The sequence below is a fragment of the Shinella sp. M31 genome, assembly GCF_049199205.1.
Lineage (GTDB): Bacteria > Pseudomonadota > Alphaproteobacteria > Rhizobiales > Rhizobiaceae > Shinella.
In genome coordinates this window covers 1-18,139 of record NZ_JBLZPH010000178.1, presented here as the reverse complement: position 1 = coordinate 18,139, position 18,139 = coordinate 1, and the positions used below count along the sequence as shown (strand labels likewise).

General features: G+C 64.1%; 17 protein-coding genes. 12 read left to right on the top strand and 5 right to left on the bottom strand.

Annotation, left to right across the window (positions count from 1 at the left end; genetic code table 11):
• The first annotated feature begins 103 nt into the window (after positions 1-103).
• Positions 104-1,675, top strand: coding sequence for a phospholipase D-like domain-containing protein (locus ACOZKU_RS27485; protein ID WP_421581573.1), 1,572 nt, complete (start codon positions 104-106; stop codon positions 1,673-1,675).
• On the opposite strand, the gene ACOZKU_RS27480 is transcribed toward ACOZKU_RS27485, so the two are convergent.
• Positions 1,573-2,505, bottom strand: coding sequence for a lysylphosphatidylglycerol synthase domain-containing protein (locus ACOZKU_RS27480; protein WP_421581572.1), 933 nt, complete (start codon positions 2,503-2,505; stop codon positions 1,573-1,575). The two genes, ACOZKU_RS27485 and ACOZKU_RS27480, sit on opposite strands and share 103 nt — an antisense overlap.
• A 127-nt stretch (positions 2,506-2,632) precedes the next feature.
• Between ACOZKU_RS27480 and ACOZKU_RS27475 the strand changes: the two genes are divergently transcribed.
• The 5 genes from ACOZKU_RS27475 (at position 2,633) to ACOZKU_RS27455 (ending at position 7,664) form a co-directional block, all read left to right on the top strand.
• Complete coding sequence (locus tag ACOZKU_RS27475) at positions 2,633-3,358, top strand: endonuclease/exonuclease/phosphatase family protein (protein WP_421581571.1); 726 nt, start codon at positions 2,633-2,635, stop codon at positions 3,356-3,358.
• The gene (locus ACOZKU_RS27470; protein ID WP_421581570.1) at positions 3,355-4,080 is read left to right on the top strand and encodes a DUF72 domain-containing protein; all 726 of its coding nucleotides are present in this window, start codon (positions 3,355-3,357) and stop codon (positions 4,078-4,080) included. The genes ACOZKU_RS27475 and ACOZKU_RS27470 overlap by 4 nt, the downstream gene beginning before the upstream one ends.
• Complete coding sequence (locus ACOZKU_RS27465) at positions 4,073-4,615, top strand: DNA-3-methyladenine glycosylase (RefSeq protein ID WP_421581569.1); 543 nt, start codon at positions 4,073-4,075, stop codon at positions 4,613-4,615. The genes ACOZKU_RS27470 and ACOZKU_RS27465 overlap by 8 nt, the downstream gene beginning before the upstream one ends.
• Before the next feature lie 384 nt (positions 4,616-4,999).
• Positions 5,000-6,484: a nucleobase:cation symporter-2 family protein gene (locus ACOZKU_RS27460; RefSeq protein ID WP_117370571.1), complete on the top strand. Its 1,485-nt coding sequence runs from the start codon at positions 5,000-5,002 to the stop codon at positions 6,482-6,484.
• Positions 6,485-6,635: 151 nt separating this feature from the next.
• On the top strand, positions 6,636-7,664 hold the full coding sequence (locus ACOZKU_RS27455) for a sensor histidine kinase (RefSeq protein ID WP_421581568.1): 1,029 nt from the start codon (positions 6,636-6,638) through the stop codon (positions 7,662-7,664).
• Positions 7,665-7,692: 28 nt separating this feature from the next.
• On the opposite strand, the gene ACOZKU_RS27450 is transcribed toward ACOZKU_RS27455, so the two are convergent.
• Positions 7,693-7,830: a hypothetical protein gene (locus tag ACOZKU_RS27450; RefSeq protein WP_421581567.1), complete on the bottom strand. Its 138-nt coding sequence runs from the start codon at positions 7,828-7,830 to the stop codon at positions 7,693-7,695.
• A gap of 250 nt (positions 7,831-8,080) precedes the next feature.
• Here ACOZKU_RS27450 and ACOZKU_RS27445 point away from each other — a divergent pair, with 250 nt between their 5' ends.
• On the top strand, positions 8,081-8,485 hold the full coding sequence (locus ACOZKU_RS27445; protein WP_421581566.1) for a GFA family protein: 405 nt from the start codon (positions 8,081-8,083) through the stop codon (positions 8,483-8,485).
• 138 nt (positions 8,486-8,623) lie between these two features.
• Here the strand turns inward: ACOZKU_RS27445 and ACOZKU_RS27440 are convergent, their stop codons facing one another.
• Entirely contained in the window at positions 8,624-9,367 is a 744-nt protein-coding gene (locus ACOZKU_RS27440) for a FadR/GntR family transcriptional regulator (RefSeq protein ID WP_421581565.1), read from the bottom strand.
• Between the two features lie 158 nt (positions 9,368-9,525).
• Here ACOZKU_RS27440 and ACOZKU_RS27435 point away from each other — a divergent pair, with 158 nt between their 5' ends.
• Complete coding sequence (locus ACOZKU_RS27435) at positions 9,526-11,055, top strand: UxaA family hydrolase (protein ID WP_421581564.1); 1,530 nt, start codon at positions 9,526-9,528, stop codon at positions 11,053-11,055.
• On the opposite strand, the gene ACOZKU_RS27430 is transcribed toward ACOZKU_RS27435, so the two are convergent.
• Entirely contained in the window at positions 11,056-11,409 is a 354-nt protein-coding gene (locus tag ACOZKU_RS27430) for a VOC family protein (RefSeq protein WP_421581563.1), read from the bottom strand.
• Between the two features lie 10 nt (positions 11,410-11,419).
• A complete protein-coding gene (locus ACOZKU_RS27425) occupies positions 11,420-12,457 on the bottom strand; it encodes a GntR family transcriptional regulator (RefSeq protein WP_421581562.1) in 1,038 nt (345 codons plus the stop codon).
• A 206-nt stretch (positions 12,458-12,663) separates the two neighbouring features.
• On the opposite strand from ACOZKU_RS27425, the gene ilvD reads away from it, so the two are divergent.
• The 4 genes from ilvD to ACOZKU_RS27405 all read left to right on the top strand — a co-directional run.
• On the top strand, positions 12,664-14,499 hold the full coding sequence (ilvD, locus tag ACOZKU_RS27420) for a dihydroxy-acid dehydratase (protein WP_421581561.1): 1,836 nt from the start codon (positions 12,664-12,666) through the stop codon (positions 14,497-14,499).
• A gap of 163 nt (positions 14,500-14,662) precedes the next feature.
• The gene (locus tag ACOZKU_RS27415; protein ID WP_421581560.1) at positions 14,663-15,397 is read left to right on the top strand and encodes a DUF899 domain-containing protein; all 735 of its coding nucleotides are present in this window, start codon (positions 14,663-14,665) and stop codon (positions 15,395-15,397) included.
• 26 nt (positions 15,398-15,423) lie between these two features.
• Entirely contained in the window at positions 15,424-16,200 is a 777-nt protein-coding gene (locus tag ACOZKU_RS27410) for a VOC family protein (protein WP_421581559.1), read from the top strand.
• A 127-nt stretch (positions 16,201-16,327) separates the two neighbouring features.
• Positions 16,328-18,139 (top strand): transglutaminase family protein (locus ACOZKU_RS27405; RefSeq protein ID WP_421581558.1); only part of this gene is annotated, 1,812 nt, incomplete at its 3' end.

The following is an 18,139-nucleotide window of genomic DNA, read 5'->3' as shown; positions in this document are numbered from 1 at the left end:
GCGGGCCAGCGCCAAATGTTCCGATGCCGGCGTGAGACACGGAACCAAAGCGTGCGCCGTGAATTTCCGCGCAGCAAAGACAAATCAGACAAGGCGACAGACAGTGCGACACGAAGAGGCTCCGTTGCTCGTTCCCGATATCGATACAAGCATCCCGATCATCCGGCCCGGCGAAAATGTCTGGCGCATGGCAACCGCCGACCGCCTCGACGTGCTCGTCGATGGACAGGCCTATTTCAAAGTGCTGGAAGATGTTCTGAAACAGGCGCGACGAGAGGTCTGGATCGTCGGCTGGGACTTCAATCCCGATATTCCGATGCAACCCGGAGTGCCGCAGTCCCCGACGCTCGGCGCCTTCCTGCTGAGGCTCGTGGAGGAACGGCCGGAGTTGACGATCCGCGTGCTCGTCTGGGCCATGGGGCCGATCTATTCCGGCAAGTCGCTGAAGATGTTCCGCAAGCGGCGCTGGTCCTCTCATCCGCGCATCGTGCTCGCCTTCGATAGCCGCCATCCGATCCGCGGCTCGCATCACCAGAAGCTGGTTGTCGTCGATGACACGGTTGCCTTTGTCGGCGGCATTGATCTCACCGCCAAGCGTTGGGATACGAGCGAGCACCTTGTCGACGATCCCAGACGCAAACTTCCTTCCGGCACACCTTACGAACCGGTGCATGATATGCAGGTGGCGCTTGAGGGCGAGGCGGCGCGGCTTGCGGGGGATATCGCCCGCCGCCGCTGGCTTTTCGCAACGGACGAGACCATTCCGGCCATCGCGCCTCCGGCGCACATCCGGCTGGACGGCGCGGACATGATGACGAATGTGGAGGTCGCCTTCGCGCGCACGGAACCGGCGATCCGTGGCCGCTCCGCCGTGACGGAGGCGATGGACCTCACCGTCGCGGCGCTCAAGGCGGCGCGACGCCACATCTATATCGAGAGCCAATATTTCGCCTCGAGCCGGATCTGCGACGTGCTGTGCGAGCGGCTTTCCGAACCGGATGGGCCGGAGGTCGTCCTGATCTCGACGCTGAGCTCGCACGGCACGATCGAGCGCCTGGTGCTCGGCGCGAACCGCGATCGCTTCATCCGTCGCCTAAGCCAGTGCGACAAGCACGGCCGCATGCGCGCCTTCTATCCTGTCGTGCCGAAGCCTGACGGATCAGAACAGGAGATCGTCATCCACTCCAAGCTGGTGGTCGTCGACGACACGTTCCTGCGCATCGGCTCCTCCAATCTCAACCAGCGGAGCGAGGGATTGGATACTGAGCTCGACATCGCCGTCGAGGCGCGTACCGATGCCGAGCGCCACCGCATTCTTGCCCTGCGGGACCGGCTGCTTGCTGAACATCTCGACACGGATCCGGCAAGCTTTGCGGCTGCGGTTCGTGCGGAAGGGGCGTTGGGCCGGACAATCGACGCGTTCAACACGCGTCAGCGCGGGCTTCGGCCCTTCCGGGATGCGGCGGGCAAGGGCGCGGTTACTGCGGTTACGGGAACCGGAATCGTCGACCCCGTCGCCCCCTGGTGGCCGATCTCGGCCTGGGTGGCCGCAACGCGGACATTTCTGAACCGTCAGCTTGCGCCCTTGTGCAATCCGGCGTCGGCGTTCGGTCCCAGCAAAGCCTCACTGGCAAGCAGCGAAACCACGCCAAGCGGCAGCGGAATGAAGAAATAGACGACGCGGAAGGCGATCAGCGCGCCTATGGAGGCCGAACCGCCGAGCAGGAAGCCGATCGTCGCTTCCAGCACGCCGAGCCCACCGGGCACATGGCTGACCAGCGCGGTGAGATTGCCCACCACGTAGGCGGCGGTCGTTTCCATGTAGCCGACCTCGCCGTTCAAAAGCTGATGCAGGCAGGCGGCGACGAAGGCGAAATTGACCGTACCGACCAGAATCTGCAAGACCGCAAGGCGCAGCGGCGGCAGCGTGAACCGCCAACTGCGGACCTTCAGTTCGCCACGCAGGAATACGGAGAGCACCAGATAGACGGCGCCGATCGCCAGGCAGGCCACGCCGAGAGCGGCGGAGGCGGCGGTTCCTAGACCGGCGACCTTTCCCGCGGTGCCGGGAAGCAGGATGAGGCAAAGCCCGGCCAGCGTGATCAGCCCCAGCCCGACGGTCACGCCGCAAAAGACGATCAGCTTGCCGATCTCCTCCGCATCGAGGCCCCAGCGGGAATAGAAGCGGTAACGCACCGCGCCGCTGCTGAGTGCCGCGACGCCGACATTGTGGCCGATGGCGAGGCTGGTGAAGGAGGCGAGCGCGGCGCGCGGATAGGTGAGCGGCTTGCCGACATAGCGCAGCGCCAGATAGTCGAAGACGGTGAGGCAGATATAGGAGCAGGCCGCGAAGGCGAGCGCCAGGGCGAAATTCCCCTTAGGGATCGCGGCGACGGAGCTGCGGATATCATCCCAGGAATATTGCGCCAGCGTCCGGTAGATCAGCCATCCCGCAACGAGCACCGCAAGAGCGATCAGCGCGTGGAGAATATGGGCTCGTTTCATGCGGCGGGTCCTTCCTGACTTATCGGGCCTGACTTATCGGGCCTGAAATGTCGGGCCTGACTTATCGGGGCGGAACGAAAACGGGGCTTTTGTGTTCCCGAAACGTTGGAAACAACGAGAGGAAGGCATGGGCAGACGGCTGAGGATCATGACCTACAATGTGCACAGTTGCTTCGGCACGGACCGGAAGCTCGATCCCGGGCGCATCGCCGCGGTCATCGCCGAATGCGAGGCCGATATCGTCGCTTTGCAGGAGGTGGACGTCGCACGGGCGCGCAGTGGCGGCATCGATCAGGCGCAGATGATCGCCAACCATCTCAGCATGGTCTCGCACTTCCACCCCGCGCTGCATCTTGAGGAGGAGCGTTATGGCGATGCGCTGTTGACGGCGCTGCCGACCCGGCTCGTCAAGGCCGACGGGCTTCCATCACGCGGCGAGCCGCGGGGTGCACTCTGGGTAGAGGTACCCGTCGACCACGTAAAGCTGCAAATCTTCGTCACCCATCTCGGCCTGATGGGCGCCGAGCGTGTGCGCCAGACCGAGACTCTGATCGGGCCGGGATGGCTTGCAGCGCCGATGCCTGACAATGCGCGCGTCATCCTCGCCGGCGATCTCAACGCGATCTCGCGCTCGCCGTCCTATCGCATGCTGTTGCGCCGCCTCAAGGATGCGCAGATCGATGCCGGCGGGCGGCCCGCCGCGACCTTTCCCTCCCGCCTGCCTTTGCTGCGCATCGACCATATCTTCATCGGTGCAGGAATTACCGCAAGCCGGACCTTCGTCCACAACACGCCGCTTGCCCGCCGGGCATCCGACCACCTGCCGCTCTGTGCCGACCTGGAGATCGCATGATGCGCCAGGCGGGCCCTTTCATCGCGACGGCAGCATGGTCGATCCCGAAGACGGTCGCCAACCGCTTCCCCGAGACGGGCAGCGGTCTCGAGCGCTATGCCGCCGTCTTCAACGGCGTGGAGATCAATTCGACCTTCTACCGCCATCACCAGAAGAAGACGTTCGAGCGCTGGGCGCGTGCGGTGCCGGCGCATTTCCGTTTCGCCGTGAAGATTTCGCGCGAAATCACGCATGAGGCGCGCCTGCGAAACATCGGCCCGCTCTTCGACATCTTCGTGGACGAGGTGTCGATGCTGGGTGACAAGCTGGGTCCCTTGCTGTGCCAATTGCCACCAAGCCTCAGATTCGACGCCGACGACATAGAGAAGGCCTTCTCGACCATGCGCCGCATCTTCTCGGGCCCACTGGTGATCGAGCCGCGCCACAAGAGCTGGGCGTCCCCGGCGGCACATACGCTTCTGCGGGAATACGCCATCGATCGTGTTCTGGCCGATCCGGCGCCCGTCTGGCCGTTATCCGATTTCCGCGAGCCGCCCCGCTATGTCCGGTTGCACGGCACGCCCAAAATTTATTACTCCAGCTACAGCGACGCCGAAATCGGCACTTTCGCAAAACATCTTAGCGCGGAGAGCTGGTGCGTCTTCGACAACACAGCCTCTGGCGCCGCCATCGAAAATGCACTGGCGATGCGGGATGACGTGACGGACCGGCAGGATGGATGAACGTTTCTTCGCACGCGACGTCGTTGCCGTCGCTGCCGATCTTCTCGGAGCCCGTCTGCTGGTGAATGGCATCGGCGGGCTCATCGTGGAAACCGAGGCCTACCGGCAGGACGACGAGGCATCGCACAGTTTTCGGGGGCAGACGGCCGGAAACGCGGCGATGTTCGGTGAGCCGGGCCGCGCCTATGTCTATCGCTCCTATGGCCTGCACTGGTGCTTCAATATCGTGTGCGAACGCGGCAGCGCCGTGCTCATCCGCGCGCTGGAACCGACGCACGGGTTGGAGACGATGATGGCGCGGCGGGCGATCGGTGAGGCGCGCAAGCTTTGCGCCGGGCCGGGCAATCTGTGCAAGGCGCTCGGCATCACCAGGGAAATAAATGGGTTGTCGGTTCTCGCCGATCCTTTTTCCCTGGAACCACCATTCGAAATGCCTGTTTCGGCGACCGGGACCCGCATCGGCATCAGCAAGGCTGCCGAACGCCCGTGGCGCTTCGCCGTCAAGGGATCACGCTATCTAAGCCGGCCGATCTGACCCGCGTGCTTCCACGATCTCCGGAGCGGCGGTGAAGCTTGTTCCATCGCTCCCGTCGGCTATTTTGCAGCGCAACGGGACGCGGCGCGGAAATACACATATGCCGTGCGGGAAACAGTTGACGGCATCAGGTGTTTTGCGCTCAAATGACCGCAGGGACACGCCGCTTGCTGCCTCGAAATCGAATGCCAATTCCATGAAAAGGCATTGAAATTCCGTTCAGACCCGCTTGAATGCGAAAACTCCCCGGCGCACGATTACCCCAGGAATGCGTAAAGTGTTTATCGCCTGGCTATGCTTGCCGCGCACGACCGCAGCGCGAAAAGGATAGAGCACCCGTTGGAGGACGGGACAGGTAGGGTCGACGTGATAGGAGGAGTATCCATGAGCGACGCATCCAGCATACACCCGGTGGACGAGAAACTGCCTGTCGGCAGGCTCGCAACGCTGGGCATCCAACATGTCCTTGTCATGTATGGCGGCGCGGTCGCCGTGCCGCTGATCGTCGGCCGCGCATTGCAGCTCAGCCCACAGGACGTGGCGTTCCTGATTTCCGCCGACCTCTTCGTCTGCGGTCTCGTCACGATCATCCAGTCGCTCGGCGTCGGCCGCCATGTCGGCATTCGCCTGCCGGTCATGATGGGCGTCACCTTCGCGTCCGTCGGCCCCATGGTTTCCATGGCGACGCTCAATCCCGGCCCGGACGGGGCCCGCATGATCTTCGGCGCCATCATCGGTGCGGGCTTCATCGCCTTGCTGCTCGCACCCCTCATGGGCCGCCTGCTGCGCTTCTTCCCGCCCGTCGTGACGGGCACCATCATCCTCGTCATCGGCGTGTCGCTGATGCGCGTCGGCATCAACTGGACCTTCGGCAATCCCTTCGGCCCGACGGCGCCCAAGCTGATCGACCCGGCGCATGCCGCCTGGCTGACGCAGATGAAGGAACTCGCCAAGACCGGCGGTCCGGCCGTTCCCGATGGCCTTGCCATCGCGCCGAGCATTTCCAACCCTGTTTATGCCGAGCCGAGCCATATCGCGCTTTCGGCCCTGGTGCTGATCTCCATCCTGCTCATTGCCCGTTTCGGCAAGGGCCTGATCAGCAATATCGCGGTGCTTGCCGGCGTCGTCATCGGCTGCATCGCCGCCACGATTTTCGGCCTGATGCATTTCGACCGCGTCGGCGATGCCGGCTGGTTTGCCGTCGTCACGCCGCTGCGCTTCGGCATGCCGATCTTCGAGCCCGTGCTGATCGCCACCATGGCGCTCGTCATGATCGTCGTGATGATCGAATCGACCGGCATGTTCCTGGCGCTTGGTGAAATCACCGATCGGCCGATCGGCCAGCAGCAGCTGACCTCGGGCCTGCGCGTCGATGGCATCGGCACGATGATCGGCGGCCTGTTCAACACCTTCCCCTATACGAGCTTCTCGCAGAATGTCGGCCTTGTCGGCGTCACCGGCGTGAAGAGCCGCTATGTCTGCGTGGCGGCCGGCGTGATCATGATCATCCTCGGCCTCATCCCGAAGATGGGCGCCCTCGTCGAGGCCGTGCCGACCTTCGTGCTCGGCGGTGCGGGCCTGGTGATGTTCGGCATGGTCGCGGCAACGGGTGTGCGCATCCTGGCCAATGTCGACTTCAAGTCCTCGCGCAACAACCTCTTCGTGGTTGCCGTTTCGGTCGGCTTCGGTCTCATTCCGCTGCTGGCACCGAACTACCTGATGTGGATGCCGCATGCGATCCACCCGATCATCGAATCGGGCATCGTGCTCGCCTCCATCGTCGCCGTCATCCTCAACGCCTTCTTCAACGGCATCGGGTTCAGCCAGTCCTCCGCAGTCGAAGCGGCCCGGATGGCCGACTCGCACTAAGCGTCATCCGCACTCGATCGAAACCCGGCTTGCGATCGCAAGTCGGGTTTTTCGTGCACAAGGGTCGCAAGGCCATTTTCCTCTCCCCGCTTCCAATGCATAGCAAAGCACGGCGTTGATCGGCGGCCGGAACGGCGGCTCGGGAGTTTTCATGGCAGGCATGCTGAGTGGGCGCGAGGCGCTTGTGTTGGCCATCACCTTGTGGACGGCGCTATCGATCAACGACGTTCTGATGCTGCCGGGCGGCCTGCCGCTCATTGCTCCGGGCTGGCTAAGCAGCATCCTGCTCGCCCTCGTTCTGGCAAGAATACTCCAGCACCTTCAAAACCAGCCGAAAGGGATTGCCATCGGATTGGGCATCCTCGCCGTCGTCCTTGCCGGCATGGGCCAGGCCGTGCTCGATATCGCCGTCATCATGCTGGCCGGCCCGCATGTCCTGCCCGGCGGTAACAGCGTTCCCGGTTTTGCGATTGCCAATACGTGGGAGAAAGCCCTCCTGCAGTTCCGTTTCAGCATGATCTGGAACGTCATCGTCTTCGGTTTCTACGTGGCGGCACTTTCGCTGCTCAATGCGCAACGCCGCAGGCTGGACGCGGAAATGCGGGCGCTGCGATACGAACTCAATCCGCATTTTCTCTTCAATACGCTGAATTCCATCGCCGGTCTCATCGAGGAGGGCTCGGCCGGGCGGGCGGACCGCATGGTGCTGTCTTTGTCGCGTTTCCTGCAGACGACCCTGTCGCTCAATCCGCTGCATGACGTGCCGCTCGCGCAAGAAATCGCGCTGCAACGCGACTATCTCGAAATCGAGCGCGAACGCTTCGGGGAGCGCATGGCTTTCGATATCCGCCTTCCGGCGGAACTCGAAGCCGCGCTGGTGCCGAACCTCATTCTTCAGCCCTTGATCGAAAATGCCGTCAAACACGGCGTCGGGCCATCAACGAGACGGGTTTCCATCGTGCTGGAAGCGCGACAGGAGGCGGATCGCCTGGTGTTGAGCGTGGAAAACGACCTGCCGCCGGACCAAGTTGACCGCAAACCGGCCGGCATGGGCATAGGCCTCCGGAATGTCACCGACCGGCTGCAAGCCCGTTTTGGCAAACGGTGGCAGTTCACGTCCGGTCCGGTGAACGGCGGCCACTACCTGGCCGCCATCAGCCTGCCGCTCCGCAAAGCCTAGAAGCGTTCAGGTCTTTTGGTGCCGCCGATCAGTTCAGCGGGATGGAAACTGCGCCGCCCGATGCTGCCGGACGGGCATAGGTCGTGTTGTCGGCGGCCGTGGTGCTGCAGCCGGCGAGCGCCAGGACAGCAAGTGCGACAATGATGAAACCTGAAGTGGGGCGCATGACTCTCTCCTTGGATAGTGCCCGTAAGAGATAGGGGCCTCAGGTGATTCCGTCCACCGCAATAGCGGGTGAAAAGTCTGGGCTTGCTCGGAACCGGCCCCCGACTGGACTTCGGCCGCACCTGCCATATCTGAAAATACGGCGCGCCTGAAATCGTTCGGGCCTCTGCCCCTCGCAGCGCCTGCACAGCAGGCCTGCGCCTTCAGCCCCAATCGAATCACCGTGAACCGTATCAACGGGAGGACTTTCCATGACTGGTGCCCAATGCGCCTGCGGCGCGCTCAGGCTCACATTCAGCGAGTCGCCACAATTAACGGCACTCTGCCATTGCCTTGCATGCCAGCGGCGAACCGGCGCGCCGTTCAGCGCCAATGCCTTCTATGCAAGTGATTGCGTCGACATTTCAGGGCCAAGCACGGAGTTCGTCCGCACCGCCGAAAGCGGACGTAGCGTCCACATGCATTTCTGCCCGACCTGCGGTTCGACCGTCTTCTGGAGAGCCGACGCCGCACCGTCCTTGATCGGCGTAGCGGTCGGCGCCTTCGCCGACCCGGCTTTCGCATCGCCGAGCCTCTCGGTCTTCGAGCAAACGAAACACGGCTGGGTCACGCTCGATGAGACGATGGAGCACGTGCAGGGACTGCCGGGCGGCTGACACGGAATGCGAAGGCGGGAGATTATCTTAGATTATGCGCGGCGGTTTCGACGGCCAGCGCGTGCCCCCCGCCACCGGCTCAGCGTCAGATGCGCTCGCCCGCCCTCACCGCGAACAGCCGGTGCTGCAGGAAATGCATCAGGTTTTGTCCGCCTTGCCCATCAGCCCCGACAGGTCGCGCGCGGCGAGATCGAGAATGTGGCGCGAGCAGGATTCGGCCCGCGCACCGTCGCGAAACCGCAGCGCATCCACGAGATCGCGGTGCACATCCAGCGCCTCGTCGCGCTTCGCCGACGCCCGGTTGGAGGCATGCAGCGCATAGGAAAGCGCGGCATGGATGATGGAGGAGAGCTGGTGAAACACCTTGTTGTGGCTTGCCCGGAGCAGGGTCTCGTGGAAACGGGCATCCGCCGCGGTGAAGGTCTCGAGATCGCCCTCCGCCTCCCCCATATCGTCGCAGGCGCGTTCGAGATCGGCGATGTCCTGCGCGGTGGCGCGCGAAGCGGCGAGGAAGGCGGCGGCGGGCTCGACCGTGCGGCGCGCTTCCAGAATGGAGCCTAAAAGCTCGGCCGAAAGCACGTCCGGCCCCATCCATTCGAGGATCTGCGCATCGAGCACGTTCCAGTCCGCGCGGTCGCAGACCAGCGTGCCGACCCGCGGACGACCGCGCACGAGACCCTTGGTTTCCAGAACCTTCAGAGATTCACGGATGACGGTGCGGCTGACGCCGTAGGTCTCGCAAAGGTCGCTTTCGCGCGGCAGGGCCGTTCCCGGCGGAAACCGCCCGCTGCAAATGTCCCTGCCGATCGCCGCCGTCACATTGTGGCGTACACGCGGACGGCGCGACAGCGGCCGCTGGGCCTTCCTTGCTTTCTCCGCCAAGCAACCTCCATGTTTCAAATCATCGTACAATTACGGGATAGTCATAGGATGTAGCGATGGCGGAGACCAAGGCCCGATGTTCGACGTCGATGAAAATTCCTGACTTTGACTTTTGCCGGCAAAGTGCATAATGCGTCGCACCACTTGGAGAAACCGTCATGCTCGCCGACCTGCCCGCCGTGCTCGTGCTCAACCCGAAAGACAATGTCGGCGTCGTGCCGGCCAATGTCGATGCCGGCCGGACGCTGGTCAATGGTGTTACCGCCGCCGAGCGCATCCCACGCGGCCACAAGGTCGCCATCGCGCCGATTGCCGAGAACGCGCCCGTGCTGAAATACGGCCAGATCATCGGCTATGCGACGAAGGCGATCCGTCCCGGAGAGCACGTCCACCTGCAGAATCTCGCCATCCTTGAGGTTGCGCTCAAACACGAATTCTGCGTCGACAACGCCCCGCCGGTCATGGTGCCGCAGGCCGAACGGCGCACTTTCGACGGCTACGACCGCGGCAATGGCCGCATCGGCACGCGCAACTATATCGGCATCCTCTCGACGGTGAACTGTTCCGCCACGGTCTCGCGTTACGTGGCCGAACACTACGCCCGGAAATTCCGCGAGACCGGCCACGAGAATATCGACGGGGTCGTGGCGCTGACCTATGGCGGCGGCTGCGCGCTGAACCTGAAATCCGAGGGCGGGCGCATCCTGACGCGCACGTTCAAGGGCTATGCGCGCAATCCGAATTTCGGCGGCATCCTGATGATCGGGCTGGGCTGCGAAACCTTCCAATACGGCCCGCTGATCGAAGAAGCCGGGCTGGAGGAAGGGAAGACCTTCCGCAAGATGATGATCCAGGAGCAGGGCGGCACGCGCAAGACGATCGAGGCGGCCTGCGCGATGATCGACGACATGCTCCCGGATGTCGGCCGCATCCGCCGCACGCCGCAGCCGCTCTCCGGCATCAAGCTGGCGCTGGAATGCGGCGGCTCGGACGGCTATTCCGGCATTTCCGCCAATCCGGCGCTCGGCATTGCCTCCGACCTGCTCGTGCGGGAAGGTGCCACCACGGTGCTCTCCGAAACACCGGAAATCTACGGCGCGGAACATCTCCTCACCCGCCGCGCCGCCCGGCCGGCGGTGGCGGAAAAACTGCTCGCCCGTATCGAATGGTGGCGGGACTACACGGCGAAGAACGACGCCGAGCTCAACAACAACCCATCCTTCGGCAACAAGGCCGGCGGCCTCACGACCATCCTGGAAAAGTCGCTCGGCGCGGTGGCCAAGGGCGGCTCGATGCCGCTCAACGCCGTCTATGAATATGCCGAGGAGGTGACGGAGCCCGGCTTCGTCTTCATGGACACGCCCGGCTACGATCCTGCGGCGGTAACGGGCCAGATCGCCGGCGGCTGCAACCTCGTCGCCTTCACCACGGGCCGCGGCTCGGTTTCCGGCTACAAGCCGGCACCCTGCATCAAGATCGCCACCAACACGCCCATGTACGAGCACATCAAGGAGGACATGGACATCAATTGCGGCACGATCGTTGACGGCACCGAGACCATCGAACAGGCCGGCCGCCGCATCTTCGACTTCGTCATCGACATCGCCTCCGGCCGCAAGACGGCGAGCGAAGCCTTCGACTACGGCGACAACGAATTCGTGCCCTGGCAGGTCGGCGCGATAACCTGATTACTTCGTGTGCATGACGATATTGACGAGCGTGCCGGCGGGATCGCGCACGAAGAAGCGCCGCACGCCCCAAGGCTCGTCCACCGGACCGTATTCGACAGCATAGTTGCCGGCAAGGACCGCCTGATAGGCCGCCTCGACATCATCGACCTCGACCGAAAGTCCCGGCACCGGCGTGCCGGATCCGCCCTCCGAGGCAAAGCTCACTTGAAGCGGCATGGTGCCGTCGTTGCCGTAGGTGGCGATCCAGCCGTGGTCCATCAGCAAATCCAGCCCGAGCACATCCGCGTAGAAGCGGGCGACCGCGCCCGGATCCGCCGTCTCGATATTGGCGACGATGCGTTTGACCTTCATGGGAAACTCCTCAGCGCGCGACCGGGGTCGCATAGGCCGGAATGGCGGGACGATGCGCCTCACGCAGCTCCGCGACACGGCTAATCACCTTGGGCAGCGAGACGACGATGTGATGGCGCAGCGTCTCGGCCGCGCGCGCGATATCCTCGACGTCGAGCGCGCGGAACACGGCGAGATGCTCGGCGATGAAGGGTTCTGCGGCGGGCATGCGGTGCGAGACGCCGATGATGTGCTTGCTGACATTCAGCATGAAACGCGCACGCCGCAGCGCAATCAGCAGTTCCCGATTCGGGCAGTAGCCGAGGCAGGTGATGTGCAGGTCGGTTTCGAGATCGTCCATCGCCTCCACCGACAAATCGGGATAGGCGGCCAACGCCTCTTCCAGCCGGTCGCTCATCATGCGGCGCTCGGCGGGCGGAATGAAGGGAGCGGCCTGCATCAGCGCGACAGGCTCCAGCGCGACGCGGATATCGTGCAGATCGCGCATGCGGCTCTCGTCGAGCGGCACCAGCGTCCAGCGCATGCGCTCGTCCTTCTCGACAATGCCGAGCGCTTCGAGCCGCGTCAGCGCATCGCGCGCCACCTGCCGTCCGACGCCGCGGGCGCGCGCCAGTTCAACCTCGTTGATGCGATGGCGGCCGAAGACGGAGAGATGCACCATCTCCCGCTCCAGGCTCTCATAGATCGCCTCCCAGCCCGGCGCTTTGCGCAGCCCCGGCGCTTCTTCGCTCAGCCCGAGCATGTCGGGCGTCAGCGCCACGCGCTTCGGCGCGCTGCGCCCCTGCCCGACCAGAAAACCGCGCCCGTCGAAGCGCCTGACCATGCCGCCTTCCTCCAGGAGGGCGAGCGCCTGGCGCACCGGCGTGCGGGTGGAGGCGAAGAGCGTCGCGACGGGACCTTCCAGCAGCAGCGCGCCCTTCGGCAGGCGACCGGCGGAAATCGCCTGCGCCAGCACATCGCGAATGCGCAGATAGAGCGGGCTCTTGTCGAGCCCCGCCTCCACGCTCTCAGCGCCCGCCTCCGCCAAATCCTGTCCCGTACCGTTCATGGCGCGGACCATGGCATGAATGCACCATGCCGACAACGGTCGCGACACCAGCTACCGCCGGCAAGGAAATTGCGTCGCACCGTCAAAAAATCATCATTCCTTTCGTGACGTGCGGGGCGTTTTGCGCTAGGGAAACCCTCGTAAGGCTCGCAATCCGGCTTGAACACGCCCATATGCCAGCCACGTCCACCTCGAGGAAATTGACCATGCCCGCATATCGCTCCCGAACCACCACCCACGGCCGCAACATGGCCGGTGCCCGCGGCCTCTGGCGCGCGACCGGCATGAAGGATTCGGATTTCGGCAAGCCGATTATTGCGGTGGTGAACTCCTTTACCCAGTTCGTGCCCGGCCACGTGCACCTGAAGGACCTCGGCCAGCTCGTCGCCCGCGAAATCGAAAAGGCCGGCGGCGTCGCCAAGGAATTCAACACGATCGCCGTCGACGACGGCATCGCCATGGGCCATGACGGCATGCTCTATTCGCTGCCGTCGCGTGAAATCATCGCCGACTCGGTCGAGTACATGGTCAATGCGCATTGCGCCGACGCCATGGTCTGCATCTCGAATTGCGACAAGATCACGCCCGGCATGCTGAACGCCGCCATGCGCCTCAACATCCCCGCCGTCTTCGTCTCCGGCGGCCCGATGGAAGCCGGCAAGGTCGTGCTGCACGGCAAGACCCACGCGCTCGACCTCGTCGATGCGATGGTCGCCGCCGCCGACGACAAAATCTCCGACGAGGACGTCCAGGTCATCGAGCGCTCCGCCTGCCCGACCTGCGGCTCGTGCTCCGGCATGTTCACGGCCAACTCGATGAACTGTCTGACCGAAGCCCTTGGCCTGTCGCTGCCCGGCAACGGCTCGACGCTCGCCACCCATGCCGACCGCAAGCGCCTCTTCGTCGAGGCCGGCCACCTGATCGTCGATCTCGCCCGCCGCTACTACGAGCAGGAAGACGAGAGCATCCTGCCGCGCAACGTCGCAAACAAGCGCGCTTTCGAAAACGCCATGTCGCTCGACATCGCGATGGGCGGCTCGACCAACACGGTGCTGCATATCCTGGCGGCCGCCTATGAAGGCGGCATCGATTTCGACCTCGATGACATCGACCAGCTGTCGCGCCGCGTGCCCTGCCTGTCGAAGGTCGCGCCCGCCAAAGCCGACGTGCATATGGAAGACGTGCACCGCGCCGGCGGCATCATGCGCATTCTCGGCGAACTCGACCGCGGCGGCCTGCTGCATCGCGACACCCCGACGGTGCATGCCGAAACGCTCGGCCACGCCATCGACCGCTGGGACATCACCCGCACCAACAGCGAAACCGTTCGCACCTTCTTCCGCGCCGCGCCCGGCGGCGTGCCGACGCAAGTCGCCTTCAGCCAGGAAGCCCGCTGGGACGAACTGGACACCGACGGCGAAAAGGGCGTCATCCGCTCCGTCGAGCATCCGTTCTCGAAGGACGGCGGCCTCGCCGTCCTTTCCGGCAACATCGCGCTCGACGGCTGCATCGTGAAGACGGCCGGCGTCGATGAATCGATCCTGAAATTCGCAGGCCCCGCCGTCGTCTTCGAAAGCCAGGATGCGGCTGTGAAGGGCATTCTTGGCAACGAGGTGAAGGCCGGCGACGTCGTCGTCATCCGCTACGAAGGCCCGAAGGGTGGCCCCGGCATGCAGGAAATGCTCTATCCGACGAGCTACCTGAAGTCGAAGGGCCTCGGAAAGGCCTGCGCGCTCGTCACCGACGGTCGCTTCTCCGGCGGCACCTCCGGCCTGTCGATCGGCCACGCCTCGCCGGAAGCGGCGCAAGGGGGCACGATCGGCTTGGTACGTGACGGCGACCTGATCGAGATCGATATCCCGAACCGCACGATCAACCTCGCGGTGCCGGAAGCCGAACTCGCCGCCCGCCGCGCCGAGCAGGACAAGCTCGGCTGGAAGCCGGCAGCCCCCCGCAAGCGCAATGTCACGACCGCACTGAAGGCCTATGCCGCTTTTGCCGCCAGCGCCGACAAGGGCGCCGTGCGCATCCTGCCGGAATAAGCTTTTACCGGGCGCGGCGCGGGCCGCGCCCCTTTCTCCAAAGCCTCTATGCCTCTGTGCAGCGCAGCCGAAATGCGCTGCTTTGTCGTGCGCGCTTTGACACGAGCCAAAAATGTTGATACCAACGCATTCGTCGAAAGCCCGAGAAAGAGGAGTTCCGAGCATGAGACCGAACCACGAGGTCGTATCCCGGGAGGAATGGCTGACGGCCCGCAAGGCGCTGCTGGCCATGGAGAAGGAGGAAACAAAGCTGCGCGACAAGGTGCGCGCCGAACGCCTTACCCTCCCCTGGGTCAAAGTCGACAAGACCTACACCTTCGAGACGCCCGAGGGCCGCAAGACGCTCGACGAGCTGTTCGACGGCCGCAGCCAGCTCATCGTCTATCACTTCATGTATGGTCCCGAATGGGAGGCCGGCTGCCCCGGCTGTTCCTTCATGGCCGATCATATCGACGGCATGCTGCCGCATCTCAACAACCACGACGTCACGATGATCGCCGCCTCGCGCGCACCGCTGGAAAAGCTTGCCGCTTACAAGAAGCGCATGGGCTGGACCTTCCCCTGGGTGTCGTCCTTCGGCAGCGATTTCAATTTCGACTATCACGTCTCCTTCACAAAGGAGGAGCTGGCGAGCGGCAAGGTAATGTACAATTACCGCGAAACGCCGTCCGCAGACGCACATGACGAGCTGCCCGGCCTCAGCGCCTTCTTCAAGGACGAGGACGGCACTGTCTATCACACCTATTCCGACTATGCGCGCGGCGGCGAGGAAGCGCTCGGCACGTTGATGATCCTCGACCGGGCGCCGAAAGGTCGCAACGAGACCGGCACGTTGAGCTTCGTCAAGCGCAAGGACGAATATGTGGAGGCGCCCAAGGCGCATTCCTGCTGCGACTGAACCAAGACACACACGGGAGACCCCGCATGCACAAGGACTATGGCAAATTCTGCTGGTACGAGCTGATGACGCCGGACGTGCCGGCCGCCGAACGTTTCTATGCCTCGGTCGTCGGCTGGTCGATGCGCGATTCCGGCATGGAGGGCATGAACTACACCCTCGCCTATGCCGGCGAAAACCAGGTCGCCGGCCTGATGTCGCCGCCCGCCGAAGCCGGAAAGGCGCCGGCGATGTGGATGGGCTATATTTTCAGCGACGACATCGAGAGCACGCTGAAGGATATCACGGCAAACGGCGGCAGCGTGCACCGTCCGCCGCAGGACATCCCCGGCATCGGCCGCTTTGCCGTTGCCGCCGATCCGCACGGCGCCGTCTTCTCGCTGTTTTCCACCGAGGACGAGGGCCCGGCCGATCCGGGCATGATGGAACCGCAGCGCGTCGGCTGGCACGAGCTGATGGCCGGAGATCTCGACGAGGCCTGGGCCTTCTATTCGAAGACCTTCGGCTGGACGAAGGACGTGGCCGTCGACATGTCGGAGGCCGGCATGGGCACCTACCAGACCTTTGCGGTGCGTGGCGGCAATGCCATCGGCGGCATGATGACCAATCCGCCCGGCTCGCCCGCCCCGCCGATCTGGGGTTACTATTTCGTCGTCGAAGGGCTGGATGCGGCCGGAAAGCGCGTCACGGACGGCGGCGGCAGTATCCTGATGGGGCCGATGGAGGTTCCCGGCGGCGCGTGGATCCTCAATTGCACCGATCCGCAGGGCGCGCATTTCTCGCTGGTCGCGATGCACCGCTGATCCACGAGCAAGCGGGGTGCCAAGGTCCCCGGCACCCCGCCCCCATTCCCGCTTGCAATCTCTCTTCGCATTGCACAAACTCTCCTCGATGGCGGCTCAAGACCGCCCGAGGGGAACAAGAGAGCGCATGTCCATCAAGGCCGGTATCTACCACCTCACCCACTATATCTACGACAAACCGGTCCGCCTCGGACCCCAGATCATCCGGCTCAAGCCGGCGGCGCATTCCAAGACGAAGGTCCTCAGCCATTCTCTGAAGGTTTCGCCCGAAAACCACTTCGTGAACCTCCAGCAGGACCCCTACGGCAACTACCTCGCCCGCTTCGTCTTTCCCGATCCGGTGACGGAACTGAAGATCGAGGTCGACCTCGTCGCCGACATGACCGTCTACAATCCCTTCGATTTTTTCGTTGAGGAAGAGGCGGAACACTGGCCCTTCGAATACCCGGAAGACCTGCGCGAAGACCTCAAGATCTATCGCACGCCCGAACCGATGGATCCCGCCCTCGACGCCTTCATGAAGACGATCGACCGCACGCCGCACCAGCGCACGATCGACATGGTCGTTGGCCTCAATGCACGCCTCCAGCAGACGGTCGGCTACGTCATCCGCATGGAGCCGGGCGTGCAGACGCCCGAGCAGACGCTGAGAGCGGCGCTCGGCTCCTGCCGCGATTCCAGCTGGCTGCTGGTACAGATCCTGCGCAACCTCGGCTTCGCCGCCCGCTTCGTCTCCGGCTATCTCATCCAGCTCGCGCCGGATCTGAAGGCGCTCGACGGACCCTCCGGCACCGAGGTCGATTTCACCGACCTGCATGCATGGTGCGAGGTCTATCTGCCCGGCGCCGGCTGGATCGGCCTCGACCCGACTTCCGGCCTTTTGACCGGCGAGAGCCATATTCCGCTAGCCGCCACGCCGCATTACCGCAACGCCGCGCCGATCAGCGGCGGCTACTTCGGCGAGGCGAACACCGAATTCGACTTCGCCATGACGGTGGACCGTGTCGCCGAGCACCCGCGCATCACGAAACCCTTCTCCGACGAAAGCTGGGAAGCGCTGAATGCGCTCGGCCGCGAGGTCGACGGCGTGCTTGCGGCCAATGACGTGCGCCTCACCATGGGCGGCGAGCCGACCTTCGTGTCCATCGACGATTTCGAATCGGGAGAATGGAACACCGAAGCCGTCGGCCCGACTAAGCGCGAGAAGGCCGACCAACTGATCCGGCGCCTGCGCGAGCGCTTCGCCCCCGGCGGCTTCCTGCACTATGGCCAGGGCAAATGGTATCCCGGCGAAAGCCTGCCGCGCTGGACCTTCTCGCTCTACTGGCGCAAGGACGGCAAGCCGATCTGGCATAATCCCGAGCTGATCGCCACGGAGGCTGCCGACACCGCGGTCACCGAAAAGCAGGCCGAGGCCCTTCTGGCCGGCATCGCCGCCGAACTCGATATCGAGCCGGACATGATCATCCCCGCATACGAAGACCCGGCGGAATGGATCATCAAGGAAGGCAGCCTGCCGGAAAACGTCGATCCCTCGAATTCCAAGCTCGAAAGCCCGGAAGAGCGGGCGCGCATCGCCAAGGTCTTCGAGCGGGGTCTTACGACCGCCACCGGCTATATCCTGCCGGTGCAGGCCTGGAACGCCAAGGCTGGCGGGCGGCGCTGGGTAAGCGAGAGATGGCGCACCCGCCGGGGTAAGATCTTTCTCATTCCCGGCGATTCGCCGATCGGCTTCCGCATGCCGCTCGGCACTTTGCCCTACGTGTCTCCCTCGCAATATCCCTATATCCATCAGGCCGACCCCTCGATCCCGCGCGAGCCGCTGCCCGACTACAGCGCTCCGGCGAGGACCCTGGCGCAGGCGTCGCTCCGGGCAGCCGAACCCCAGCAGGACCGTAACGAACAGAATATCGCCGGATCGACCGGCGACATCCGCGGC